The sequence below is a fragment of the Cupriavidus sp. MPR-AND1C genome (assembly GCF_058809705.1).
In genome coordinates, this window is the sequence record NZ_JBXASU010000028.1 from 1 (window position 1) to 12804 (window position 12804).

A 12804-nucleotide genomic window follows, 5' to 3' on the forward strand; every position below is an offset into this window, starting at 1 on the left:
CCTCCGGCTGCCCCCACCTCCCAAGCGCAGTCCTCTGCCGCAACCACTCGGCAACGCCAGCATCATCCACCATCGGCTGATTCGGCTCGGTAGCAAAATACCCGGGCGCAACCGCATTCACAGTCACCCCGTCGCGTCCGAGATCCGCTGCCATGGCGCGCGTCAGCGCATCGAGCCCACCCTTGGTAGCGGGATACAGCACATCGTTGGCACGCGCCACCTGCCCCGCGATCGAGCTGACATTGACGATGCGCCCGTAGCGCCCGCGCCGCATCAGCTGCGCCGCGTGGCGGCACAAGGCGTAAGGCGCCACCAGGTTGGTCTCCAGCATCTCGCGCAGGTCCGCCGCGTTCAGGTGCGCCATATTGCTGCGGTTGCGCGCGCCTGCGTTGTTGACGAGGATATCCAGGCGGCCATGCGTGGCATCGATGTGGGCAAAGGCGGCGTCAACCGCGGCCGCGTCGGTGACGTCGAGCACCAGCGGCTCGGCGCGGCCGCCGTCAGCGGCCAGCGCGGCAACGGCGGCATGCACGCGCTCGGCGTTGCGCGCGGCGACGATGACGTGCGCGCCGGCTTGCGCCAGCCCGGCGGCAATCGCCTGGCCCAAGCCTTGCGCGCCGCCGGTGACCAGCGCCACGCGGCCTTCGAGGGAAAAAGGTAAGGTAGCCATGCGGCGACTATACCGCAGCGGGCCCAGTGTCCTGAATCACAAACTAGCGGATCAGCTTGCCGGTGGACGACACGATCGACATTTCGACAAACGACGATCCCGTGTGCCGCGTCGGGCTGTAGCTGATCAGGATGCCGCCGAGGTCATAGTCGCGCAGGCTCTCCAGCGCGCCGACCAGCCGCTCGCGCGTCAGGTCCGGCCCGGCACGGCGCAAGCCCTCAACCAGCACCTTGGCCGACATGAAGCCCTCCATCCCGGCATTGCTCGGGTCCACGCCTTGCTGCCGCGCCAGGCTGCGGTATTCGCTGGCAATGCTCATCTGGCTGGAATTGGTGCCTGGCACCACCTGCGTGATGATCAGGCCGCGCGCATCCTCGCCGAGCTCCTTGATAAAGGAATCGGCAGCGTTGTTGGACAGCGTGACGAACTGCGCCTGGCTGCCGCCGCGGCGCAGTTCCTTGATCAGGCGCGCCGCCTCGGAGCCGGAGCCGATGACCAGCACCGCTTGCGGCTTGGCCTTGTTGATGGCGGCGACACCGGCCTGGATATCGCCCATCGGGCGCGCAAACGAGGCACTGGCCGCCGGCTGCACGCCGCGCGCCTGCAGCGCGGTGCTGAAGCCTTCGAACACGTCCTGGCCAAAGCCGTCGCTGGCGTAGAAGATGGCGATGCGGGTCATGCCCGAGGTGGCAAGATGGTTGATCGCGCGGGCCACCTCGTCCTGGTACTTGGCGCGTACGTTGAACACGTAGCGGCTGACCGGGCGATGCAAGGTGATGGCGCCGGTCAGCGGCGCCACCAGCGGCACCTTCTCTGTGTTGACAATGGGCAGGATGCTTTCGTTCTGCGGCGTGCCGCGTACCATGAAGAGCGCGAACACCTTGTCTTCCTGGATCAGCTTGCGCACATTGTCGGGCGTGCGCTTGGCGTCGAAACCGTCGTCGTACGTCACCAGCTCGATGCGCCGCCCCCCTACACCGCCGTTGGCGTTGACCGTTTTCAGGTAGACCTGCGCCCCGGCGATCTGCTCCTTGACCGAGCCCGCCACCGGCCCGGTCACCCCGGCCGATTGCCCGATCCTGATGGTGGTCCTGGTGACCCCTTGCTCGGCCTGTGCCAACGGCGCAAGCCCAGCCAGCGTGGCGGCCAGCAGGCCGCACGCCATCCATGTTGTCTTCATCTCCGACCCCTCGTTCGCTTACGAATCTTTTGCTTTGTCATGCGCGCCACGGATAGGCGCGCGACAAGCAAATTACCTCAAAGCAAGGCGATTCGGCAAATCGCTGTTGCAAAAGCGGCGCGGGAGGGCTCGCTGGGGAAATATCGGGCGCGTGCCCGCCGGGGGCTGGCGGCCCTCAGGCCCCCAAGCCTCGGTGTGACAACGGGACCGTCCTGCCCATCAGGATGAGGGCAAGCGCAAGGGAGAACTCAGGGAAAGGCGGGAACAGCGGGATCCAGCCCGGCGAAGCGGGCTTCCGGATGGGCCGATTGCAGCAGCGCTTCGATTTCCTCGATGCGGCCACGCGGCACGTCCACCATCAGCAGGATCTTGCCTTCCTCGATGTCTTTTTCGAAAGCCTTGTGCCGGCTGTTGGGCGCGGAGCAGCCGATCATGCTGGAAGCCCAGGCGCCGAACACCGCGCCCAGCACCGCCAGCACGCCAACCAGGCCCCATTGCGGAGTCTCGCTGACGATCGGGAACATCGCGACCAGCGCACCCGCCACGATGCCGATGCCGCCGCCCACCATCAGCCCCATCTCGGCGGCATGGACGATATCGGAAGTCTGGAACAGGTTGGCCTCATGCAAGCCGCTCATATCGGCGCCATCGCGCGCGACAAAGTGGATGTGGCTGTTCTCGATGCGAGCCAGCAGCAGGTCGTCCATGGTGCGGCGAGCACTCGCAAGATCGGGCAACAACCAGAAGATACGTTTGCGCATGACTCTCTCCTCGCTTCAGGCCACGTCAGGCCGTTTCGGACTATCCCGGCAGCGGTGTGCATGCGGAGCCGCCTTCACGCAGCCATGCCAAGCCAGATGGTGGAGGTGGAGGAGCATCCGTATCCGCCCTGGGGACGGGTTTTCTCATTTGTACGCCAGTCGGGAAGTAAGCGCAAGGCGATGAAATCGACATGCGATCCCAGCATCACCTTGCGATTCCGACAGCGATTTTTCACGCGCGAACGGTCCTCAGAAAGTGATTGGCAGGCGCAGCGTGACCTGCAGGTCAGGGGTGTCCCGCGTCAGCCCGGCGCCTACCGACAGGTTCAGCGTGTAGCGGCTGTTGAAGCGGTATGAATAGCCCACCAGCAAGGTGCCCTGCGTAATGCGCACCGAGCCCGGCACGGTCTGGCCGTTTTGCTTGGTCGGCCAGATGATGCTCTGGTCGTAGCCGATACTGAACGACGCATGCTCGTTGAGCGACAGGCCCATGCCGAAGTTGAATCCGAGGATATCGCCCGGGGCGATCTTGCCCAGGTTCTCCTTCTCCCCGTTGAGCACGGTGCGGCTGACGTTGTCCCGCGAGAAATTGTGCAGGTAGCTGAGGGTGCCGAAGAACACCGCCGGATCGGTCGGCAGCAGCCACGTAATGCCGGGCTGCACCGCCTGGAAGCCGGTGCCGGTGGGCAGCCCGAGCGGCAGGCCAGTGCCGGTGGTATTGCCCACGCAGCGCGTCACGCAATCGGTGACCACGTCGAACGGGCTCTTGCCGGTATTGGACTTGTAGCGCAGCCAGCCGATGAAATACGGCATCTTCTCGTTGCCATAGTTGATCTGGTAGCGCACGGTGGCTTCCACATCGCCCAGGCCCTTGCCGCTCGCATTGAAGACGTTGTCGACGGCGGTGCCGGTGAAAATCTCGCGGCTTACCGTGGAGCCGGAGGTCTGCACGTAGGGCACCTTGGCTTCTATCTCCAGGCGCTTGGTGAGGCCGTAGCGGAAGGCAACTGCCTCGATGTAGGTCGAGGTCTTGACCTCGCGCACGTCGACCAGACCGATCAGGATAGCGGGAATGATCGTGTAGCCGACCAGCGCCACGCGGTTGTTGGACGAATACCCGTACTGGAAGCTCGGCTCGACCACGATCTTGCCCGCGGGTGTGAGCACACCGGGCTGGTCGAAGATCGGCGCGATCGTCGGCGGCGCGGTGTTGGCTTCAGGCGGCTTGCCCACTGGTTGCTCGTCACCGGCTTGCGCCATCACCTGCCCGTCGCTGGCTTGCGCCACGCCGACTTGCGGCACGTTGCTGGTGTTGGGCAGCTGTTGCGTGCCGGCCGAGCCGGCGGCCGCTGCCGCAGCATTGGTTGCCGTGTCGCCAGGTGTCACGCCAGTGCCCGGCGCGCGCTGGCCACCGCGCTTTCTGGCTAGCACGTCGTTGCCCAGCACGCTGCGCAATTCGCGGATGGTGGCCTCCTGCTCCGCCATCGACCGCTTCATCGCCTCCAGGACGGCAGCCTGCTCGGTGACCTCCCGCTTCAGGGCATCCAGCCTTGCAGCGGTGGGTCCATCATCGGGCGGGGTCTGGCCTTGCGCCATTCCGCCAAGCAAAAGCAAAGTCGAGCACCCAGCCTGCCGGATGCCGCGCAGCGACCCTTTTTTCATTTCGCCTTCCTCCCCCGGACGACGGACTGCTTCGTGCAGGAGTCCGCAACCTGCTTAACGCATACTGCCCCTCTTGTCGCAATTGCTATCTACTACCCAACCCACTGCCAGCCGCTGCCGTTCATCTCGTCTATTGCCTACCTTCGGCTAGCGGAATTCAGTAATGCGTTGCTCAATGCCTGGCCGGCCATCTCGGAGCGGAATGCTTGCAAGGTGTTCACCCCCGCATTGATGGTCACCAGGCTCTGGATCGTCTGGTTGTTCAGCGAGTTCTGGATCACCGTCGCCGGTGAGCCGCCCAGCGCGCTGGCGGCGACGCTGTTTCCAGGGCCGTTCTGTATCAGGTTCAGCAAGCCGTTGCTCGTCACGGCCGCGCCAGCCGCCGCTATCGCGGAAGCGGGCAGGGTGGTCACCGACGAGCCAGGCGTGCCGGCCGCGCTGGTGCCGGTGCTGGTGCTGCTACTGCTGGCACCGGTACCGCTACTGCCGTTGGCCGCTGTAACGGGGTTGGAGGCCAGCGCGTTGTTCACGGCCGCGTTGGCCGCTGCTACTGCGCCGGTGGCCACACCGAGCGCCGCGGCCAGCCGGCTTGCCTGGTCAGCCGTGATGCGGCTCACGTCTGGGATAGTAAGGCTGGTTGCCACCACCAGGGCACCGTTGATGATCACCGCGCGTTCGATACCGAACGAAACTTGCAGGCCCGCGCCCACGTCGAAGCCGCCGCGCAAGTCATCCAGGCGCTCCTGCGCGACCGGCTTCCAGCTCGCCATGGTGCTGCGCGCGGCATGCACGGGCGGCGCATCGGCTTGCGCCCGGGCGGCGGCCGGCCTTGGCGAGACTACATCCCCCATCGCTGCTGGGGCCGTTTTGGCAGCCACGGCAAAGCCGCCGCGAAGATCTTGCAAGCGCTCTTGCGCAACCGGCTTCCACTCGGCAGCGCTGTCGCCTTGTACGAGCAGACGCGGATTTTCGACGGCGGGGGCGACGGAAGTGGTGTCGGGTGTGGCCTTGAGAATGGCGTCTTTGCTTGCCAGCAGATCGGCCAGTGGGTCCGCCTGACGATCCGCCGGCGGTTGGTCGGCCAAAGGCTGATCATCCAGCGCCTGCGTGCTGGGTTCGTGCGGGGCCGGGGTCCAGCCGGCCATGCTGCTGAGTGCGGCAGCCAGGTAAGGATTGGGGGATTCCGCCTGCATGGCAGGCGGTGCCGTAGAGCTCGCGGCGTCGGTCGCATCTAGCGTGTTGAGCGCCTCGAGCCCCGTGCCTTCGTCTGCCCGGACCTGCCCGGCACAGGCAAGGCCTGCACCGAGCAGCACGACGGCGGTGGCCGAACCGCCACCGCTGCGTCGATGCTGTCCGCGCTTTGAGGATGTCTGGAACATGGTGCGTTCCTTAGAAGTCGCTACCGCCATGTGAAGGCATGACGGTGAAGAACAGACTATCCCGGTTGATACCCATTGAATAAGGGCCGGTAGGCGCAACGCGCCAGTCGGCCGCCAGGTTGAAGCGCGCGGCATCTTCGCGGTTGTGGATGACGAACAGCAACTGGCTGTCCCAGATCGCTTCGAAGTGCTCGCGGGACAGCGCGCGCGTGCCCAGCGCCGGATCGCCGACCAGCACGCGGTTGCCGTGCACGCCCTTGACCACGACAAAGTGGTGGTAGCCGCTCTCGACTACCAGCACGATGGCCGGTATCTGCGTTTCCTCCAGCTTCGACAAGGGCAATTCATAACCATCGGCGAGAAAGCCGCGCGACTCCAGGAAGCGCTTCATGTCCAGCAATGAAAACCCTTCCTGCCTGATCTTGGCCTGGTCGCCGTTGACGTACATGTTCTGGAACACCGTCTGCTCGCTGATCGGATAGCCGTACTGGTAAGTGAGCAGCGTGGCCACCGCGGCAGACCCGCAGCTGAAATCGTATTGCTGGCGGATCGTGGTCTTGTACCGGGCCTCCTTGAGGCTGGTGACGCGCACGTTGTAGTAGTTTCCGCCATCACCGGGCACGTTGACGTAGTCGGCCCAGGCCACGGACACGCCGGCCGAAGCCAGCAGCACCGTAGCTTGCAAAAGCAGCTTGCGCAGCATCATGGCTTGAACTGGACGTTGATGATGGTTGCGTTCTGGATCAGCACGTTGGAGCCCGAGTTCTGGATCACGGTCGGCAAGCCCGCAGCGCTGGCGAAGGATCCTTCGGCAATGCTGTTGGCACCGCTGATCACACGGTTCGCGCTGTTGTCCGCCACGGTGCCGCTCAGGCGCATGTCATTGACGACCAGTTCGGAGCCGCCGCGAATGCCGTCCAGCTTGTCGCTCGCGACGGGCTTGCCGAGACCGGCAAAGGCACCGCGCTGACCGACGCCCATCACGGCAGCAGGGACTTGCTCCGGGCCCGTCGCATCGGCATGCATGACGGTTCCGGTGTTGACCGCAGGCACTGCGGCAGATGGCCCGGCGGGCTGCGGCTCGGCGTAGGCCTGCAAGCCAGGCCAAACCAGGATTGCTGTCGTCATCGCGATGACAGCGGAGCGGACCGATCGCATTGGTGTCTCCTTCAGCCTTCTGTGTGCCGTCCCCATCCTGGCGGCCATGCAAAAGACGAGTGGACTCTTCGTCGAATGGGCATCCCGGACACGAACAACGCGCCGGAATGCCCTAAGTTGCCGGAGTCAGGCCGTGCCGGCGGGACGTGCGCGCGGGCCATCCACCCGCTGCCCACGCCACCGCCACGCACTTGCCTTACTTGCCGACCGCCAGGTTGGCCTGGACGTTGACGCTTTGTTGCACCAGCGAAGCGAAGCCGCTGTTTTGGTTGGCGATCATGATGCCCGCTGCCGACTGACCAACGCTGGTCATGGTGTTGGACATATTGAAGGTGCCAGCATCGACAAGGTTGGCGCCGCCGGCGCCGCCGGCTCCACCCACTGCGCCATTGCCGGTACCACCGGTGCCGCCCATGCCCACGCCGCCAGCGCCGCCGGCGCCGGACGATGCGCCAACCGCGCCGTTGCCGGCCGTTGCGCTGCCGTTGCTGGCCATGGTCGATGCGCCGCCATTGGTCGCGCTGCCGCCTGCACCGCCGTGACCGCCCGCGCTGGCTTGGGCACCGCCCGCGCCGCCCGTGCCAGTGGCTGCACCGGCGATAGAGGTCGCCGCGCCGCCGCTACCCGAGCCGCCTGCGCCGCCCGTGCCGCCGGCTGCACCGCCAGTAGCCACAGCCGTGCCAGCGCCACTGGAGCCGCCAGCGCCACCCGATGCCGATGCGCCGCCGCCGGTCGCGGCAGCCGTACCGGCACCGCCGTTGCCACCGCTTCCGTTGTTGCCCCTGGCCTTGCTGTCGCCGCCGACGCCAACGCTTGCCGCAAGCGCGCCACCGCCATCACTACCAGCGCTACCGCCCTTGCCGCCGCTGCCCGTCTTTGCCGCGCCGAGCGCGCCGCCGCCGTCACTGTAGACACCACCGCCCTTGCCGCCCAGGCCAGCACTACCGGCGAGCGAATCGCCACCAGACGCCTTGGCGTTGCCGCCATCGCCGCCCCAGCCAGTGGCCTTGCCGCCATTGCCGCCGTCGCCTGCGTGGGCGCTGCCGTTGGAGGCATAGCCTGCATTGGCGCTGCCGTTGCTAGCCGAACCGCCGCTGCCGCCGCTGCCGCCATTGCCACTGTTACCGCCATTGCCACCGGTGCCGCCCTTGCCGGTACCGCCATAGCCAGCGCCGCCCTTGCCACCGGCGCCGCCGTTGGCGTTGCCGTTGTTGGTGGCAACGTTGCCGATACCGCCGATCGAGATGCCGCTCACCGAGCCAGATAGCTTGCTGATTGCGATGGCCTTGCTAGTGTTGAAGGCGTTGCTGAAGTTGGCGGTGGCCGTGCTGCCGTTGTTGGCGCCAGCGTTGCCATAGCCGTCGTCGAAGGTGACCTTGCCCTTGTTATCGGCGTTGGTCTTTGTGGTGGTGGTGTTCTTGGTCGAGGTCTTGGTGTCTACCTTGGTGTGAGTGCTGGAATCCTGCCACGCCGTTGAGTTTTCGTTCGCCGCAGCGCCGCTGCCGGACTGGGTTGAAGTTGCAGTGGCGGTTTGTGTATTACTGCCATCTGTTTTGCTATTGTTGTTCGTCGGATTGGCCCAGGCCTGACCGCCAGCCCCAAGGGCTAAAGCAATCGCCGACGCAAGTAAGGTCTTTTTCATACAAAGCTCCCAGGAGGATGTCACAGCGGCTCAGCCTCGCTCCGGCACTCGGGGAGAACGCCGGCTAAAGGCTCAGGTCCGGCATTCCGCCAAACCAGCCTCTCATTGCGCATAATCGGTGCCAGGGCGTGGCTCGAAACCCGTAATCCCTTGAAACACAAGGGCTACAAAGCCATCCAATCAGCCTTTCTCTAGCTTCCTGAGGACGAGCGCAGGCGCCGCTGCTGTGAACCGCACGCGACATGTCACACGGCTGTGACACGGCCGGACGCACTGCATGGCCGTGCTTTCCCCGGGACAGCCGAAATTCCCCTGCTATCAGGACTTTAGCGAGGTTCCTAAGGAAAACCCTTGGTGCAAGCGCTGTATCGCGAGTGAAACACGCCTCGCTGCCGGTGCACTGGTCGTCGCTCGCGACGGGTCTCAACCCTTCGGATGACACCCGGCCGTTGCAGTCCGGCACGGCATGCGCTGCCCTGCCACGCAATGGCTTTAATGTATGGAGATTGCGCTGCATGCTGCCTATGCAGTGCGCGCGCGCAACGCCTTGGCAACGTTTAAGCAACTAATAAGCAACTTATGACAACATGACTAGGCTCTATGTCTGATTTAAAGTACATTAAGGCTAATTCAAACCTGTCGCCCAATCACAAGGGAAACCATGAGTGAAGCCGTCGTTCCCCTGTATCACCAGATTTACGTGGTACTACGCCAACAGATCGTGGAAGGCCGTTTTGGTCAAGGCCCCTTGCCCGGTGAAATCGACCTCGCCAAGCAGTTTCACGCCTCGCGCGTGACCATGCGGCGCGTGTTCGATCGCCTCGTGCAGGAGGGTCTGGTTCGCCGTCACCGTGGCCTTGGCACCTTCGTCAACCCGCATCCGATCAAGCCGGTCACGCTCGGCGACCGGCCCGGCAGCCTGCTCGACAACATCATCGACATGGGTCAGAAGACCTCGGTCAAGGTGATCTCGATCGACGATGTGCATGCCACTCCGGAAGTCGCCGAAGCGCTTGGCCTGCAGCCAGGCGACCCGGTGGTCAAGGTGGTGCGCGTGCGTCACTACGGCAGCCGCCCGCTGTCGCACATCACAACGTATCTGCCGGCCGACCTCGGCCGCGGCCTGAACCGCAAGGATCTCGAGATCACGCCGATGCTGCGCCTGCTCGAGGCAGCGGGCGTGAAGCTTGGGCGCGCCAGCCAGACGCTCTCGGCCCGGCTGGCCGATGTGGTGGTGGCGCCGTTGCTGGACGTGCCGGTGGGCGGTGCGCTGCTGGCGGTGCGCCGCGTGGTGCTGGACAAGGCTGGTCGCCCGGTGCAATTCCTGCTTGGCCAATATCGTCCGGACCGCTACGAGTACCGCATGGAACTCTCGCCCGCCGTTGGCGACAGCGCCAACGTGTGGGTGGAGCGCGAAGCACGAACGGGGCTGCGCGAGTAAGAAAAGCAAGCGATACTGCACGCTCACGATCTTCCCGGAAGGAAACCGCGATGCCTGCTCCCCGCATGGGCCGACCACTCTCCCAAGCGCTCGCGCGCCCCTCGCGCCGCAAGGCAATGCGCGGGCTGCTCGGCGCCGCCGCCAGCCTTGGCTTGCTTGCGCAGGCGCCGTCGGCGCGCGCCCAGGTGGCCGGGCGCAAACCCATCCGCATCCTGGTGGGGGCGCCTGCCGGGGGCACCACGGACACGCTGGCGCGCACCATCGCCCAGGAGATGTCCCGGGAGCTGGACCAGCCCGTGCTGGTGGAAAACCGCCCGGGTGCCGGCGGCAATATCGCCGCCGACCTGGTCGCCAAGAGCGTGCCGGACGGCACTACCTTGCTGATGAGCTTCACCAGCCACACCATCAACGCCACGCTGTACAAGAAGCTGCCCTTCGACCCGGTCCAGGATTTCACGCCGATCACGCTGGTGGCGACCGTCCCCAGCGTGCTGGTTGCCACGCCGAGCCTGCCCGCGAATAACATCCCGGAATTGATCCAGCTGGCCAAGAGCAAGCCCGGCAAGCTGAATTTTGCGATCGGCTCGGTGGGTTCGTCCGTGCATCTGGCCGGCGACATGTTCAAGATGATGACGGGCACCTACATCGTCAACATCCCCTACAAGGGCACCGCGCCGGCCATTACGGACGTGCTCTCGGGCCAGGTCGACCTGATGTTCGCCAGTACCTTCAACGTGCTCCCGCACGTCAGGAGCGGGAAACTCAAGGTGCTTGGCGTCACCAGCCCGGCGCCGCTGCCGCAGTTCCCTGGCGTCGCGCCGATCGGCGCCACCGTCAAGGGGTTCGAGTCCAGCGCCTGGTTCGGCCTGTTCGGCCCCGCTGGCCTGCCACCGGACGTCTTGCAGGCGCTTTACCAGGCTGCCCGCAGGGGCCTTGAGGCGCCCGCGGTGCGCAAGCGCCTGGAGCTCGACGGCGCGCAGCCGGTCGGCAATTCGCCAGAGGCCTTTGCCGCCTTCGTGCGCAATGACATCAAGCGCTGGGCCAAGGTGGTCAAGTATTCGGGAGCCACGCCGGAATGAGGCCGCTCGCCGGGCCCGCCCACACGCCGGCCACGTTGGCGCAAAAGCTGGTTGCGCGGGCGGCCGGCCTCGAGAGGGTCACGCCGGGCACCATCGTGACGTGCCGGGTGGACCTGGCCATGTCGCACGATTCCAGTGGCCCGCGTCGGGTGGCGCCGCTGCTGCGCGAACTGGGCGCCAAGGTGTGGGACCCGGAGCGCTATGTGGTGGTGACCGACCACTACCTGCCCGCGGCCGATCCCGAGGCGCAGGCCATCGTGCGCTTCACCCGCGACTGGGTCCGCGAGGCACGCCTGCCTCACTTCATCGACGGCGAAGGCATCTGCCACCTGGTATTGCCCGAACACGGCCACGTGCTGCCGGGACGCTTCATCGTGGGCGGCGACAGCCACAGCCCCACCGGCGGCGCGTTCGGGGCGTATATGTTCGGCATCGGCGCGACCGAGATGGCCGGCGTGCTGGCCACCGGCGAGATCTGGTTGCGCGTGCCGCATACCATCCGCCTGCAATGGGACGGCAAGCTCTCGGCCGGCGTTTGCGCCAAGGACATCATGCTGTTCCTGTGCGGCCGGCTGGGACTGGATGGCGGCCGCTATGAAGCCATCGAGTACACCGGCGAGGCCGTGACGGCCCTGCCCATGCAGGAACGCATGACGCTGACCAACATGAGCGCCGAGCTTGGCGCACAGACCGGCCTGATCGCGCCCGACGCCACCACGCGGGCCTGGCTGGCGCAGGCCGGCGTGCCCGCCGCGAAGCTCGACGCCATCGCGCTCTCGCACTGGCGCAGCGAGCCCGGTGCGCCAGTGCTGGCAAGCCACCGCTTCGACGCAGCCGCGCTGGCGCCACAGGTGGCCGCGCCGCATTCGCCAGCCAACACCGGCCCGGTCGACCAGGCCGCCGGCCAGCGCGTGGACATCGCCTACCTGGGCGCCTGCACCGGCGCCAAGCTGGAAGACCTGCGCATGGCTGCCAGCGTGCTGCGCGGCCGGCGCGTGGCGCCGGGGGTCACATTGCAGGTGGCGCCCGCCTCGCTGCGCGACCAGCGCCAGGCCGAGAGCGAGGGCACGCTGGCCATCCTGCTGGACGCCGGGGCGCAATTGCTGCCCAATGCATGCAACGCGTGCGCGGGCTATGGCCCTTCCCGCTTTCCTGCCGACAGCCGCGCCATCGCCTCGACCGCGCGCAACTTCGCCGGCCGCATGGGCGAAAGCGGCAGCGCGGTCTGGCTGGCTTCGCCGCTGACCGTGGCGGCGTGCGCCGTCACCGGAAGCATCACCGACCCGCGCGGGTTGCTGCCATGAGCCCAGCCCCCATCCCCCCCCTTCCTGGCGGCCGGATCTGGCGCTTTGGCGACAACGTGGATACCGACCAGATGGCACCCGGCACCCATATGAAGGGCGGTGTCGAAGAGATTGCCCGTCACTGCCTGGCCGGGCTGCGTCCCGAGTTTCCAGCCGCGGTGCGCCCCGGCGACCTGCTGGTGGCCGGGCGTAACTTTGGCGTGGGTTCCTCGCGCGAGCAGGCGCCACAGGCACTGCGCCATCTCGGCCTGGCCGCGGTGATCGCGCCATCTTTCGCTGGCCTTTTCTACCGCAACGCGATCAATCTGGGCCTGCCGGCGCTGGTCTGTCACGACGCCACGCGCCTGGTGGATGGCGCGGCGGCGCGGCTGGAACTCGGGCAGGCTTGCCTGGTGCTGCCCGATGGCAGCCGCGTGGCTTGCGAGCCGATCCCCGAATTCCTGCGCGCCCTGCTGCAGGCCGGTGGCCTGGTGCCGCACCTGAAGGCCAGGCTGGCAGCGCAGCGCTAAAGGCGCCCGCGCAGGCGGC

The 12804-nt window shown here is 66.3% G+C and carries 12 protein-coding genes; 4 read left to right on the forward strand and 8 right to left on the reverse strand.

Translation table 11 applies throughout. The features are described from left to right. The 8 genes from AC1RWI_RS16810 to AC1RWI_RS16845 form a co-directional block, all read right to left on the reverse strand. The coding region (locus AC1RWI_RS16810) for an SDR family oxidoreductase (protein ID WP_492867564.1) at positions 1–670 on the reverse strand (670 nt) is incomplete at its 3' end. 43 nt (positions 671–713) lie between these two features. Beyond that, complete coding sequence (locus AC1RWI_RS16815; protein WP_492867566.1) at positions 714–1850, reverse strand: ABC transporter substrate-binding protein; 1137 nt, start codon at positions 1848–1850, stop codon at positions 714–716. 248 nt (positions 1851–2098) lie between these two features. Next, entirely contained in the window at positions 2099–2611 is a 513-nt protein-coding gene (locus AC1RWI_RS16820; RefSeq protein ID WP_043352720.1) for a hypothetical protein, read from the reverse strand. 249 nt (positions 2612–2860) lie between these two features. After that, the gene (locus AC1RWI_RS16825; protein WP_043352718.1) at positions 2861–4273 is read right to left on the reverse strand and encodes a hypothetical protein; all 1413 of its coding nucleotides are present in this window, start codon (positions 4271–4273) and stop codon (positions 2861–2863) included. 137 nt (positions 4274–4410) lie between these two features. After that, the gene (locus AC1RWI_RS16830; RefSeq protein ID WP_052494837.1) at positions 4411–5652 is read right to left on the reverse strand and encodes a hypothetical protein; all 1242 of its coding nucleotides are present in this window, start codon (positions 5650–5652) and stop codon (positions 4411–4413) included. 10 nt (positions 5653–5662) lie between these two features. Further along, on the reverse strand, positions 5663–6358 hold the full coding sequence (locus tag AC1RWI_RS16835; RefSeq protein WP_043352716.1) for a C39 family peptidase: 696 nt from the start codon (positions 6356–6358) through the stop codon (positions 5663–5665). Continuing rightward, on the reverse strand, positions 6355–6810 hold the full coding sequence (locus AC1RWI_RS16840; RefSeq protein ID WP_492867570.1) for a hypothetical protein: 456 nt from the start codon (positions 6808–6810) through the stop codon (positions 6355–6357). The genes AC1RWI_RS16835 and AC1RWI_RS16840 overlap by 4 nt, the downstream gene beginning before the upstream one ends. Before the next feature lie 196 nt (positions 6811–7006). Further along, positions 7007–8452, reverse strand: coding sequence for a hypothetical protein (locus AC1RWI_RS16845; protein ID WP_492867572.1), 1446 nt, complete (start codon positions 8450–8452; stop codon positions 7007–7009). A gap of 661 nt (positions 8453–9113) precedes the next feature. Here AC1RWI_RS16845 and AC1RWI_RS16850 point away from each other — a divergent pair. Genes AC1RWI_RS16850 through AC1RWI_RS16865 form a run of 4 tightly spaced genes read left to right on the forward strand, consistent with a single transcriptional unit; the run spans position 9114 to position 12785 of the window. Then, a complete protein-coding gene (locus AC1RWI_RS16850; protein ID WP_492867574.1) occupies positions 9114–9893 on the forward strand; it encodes a GntR family transcriptional regulator in 780 nt (259 codons plus the stop codon). A gap of 50 nt (positions 9894–9943) precedes the next feature. Beyond that, complete coding sequence (locus AC1RWI_RS16855) at positions 9944–10972, forward strand: tripartite tricarboxylate transporter substrate binding protein (RefSeq protein ID WP_492867576.1); 1029 nt, start codon at positions 9944–9946, stop codon at positions 10970–10972. After that, positions 10969–12276, forward strand: coding sequence for a 3-isopropylmalate dehydratase large subunit (locus AC1RWI_RS16860; RefSeq protein ID WP_492867578.1), 1308 nt, complete (start codon positions 10969–10971; stop codon positions 12274–12276). The genes AC1RWI_RS16855 and AC1RWI_RS16860 overlap by 4 nt, the downstream gene beginning before the upstream one ends. Beyond that, positions 12273–12785, forward strand: coding sequence for a LeuD/DmdB family oxidoreductase small subunit (locus tag AC1RWI_RS16865; protein WP_492867580.1), 513 nt, complete (start codon positions 12273–12275; stop codon positions 12783–12785). Before AC1RWI_RS16860 ends, AC1RWI_RS16865 begins: the two co-directional genes overlap by 4 nt. Positions 12786–12804 lie beyond the last annotated feature (19 nt).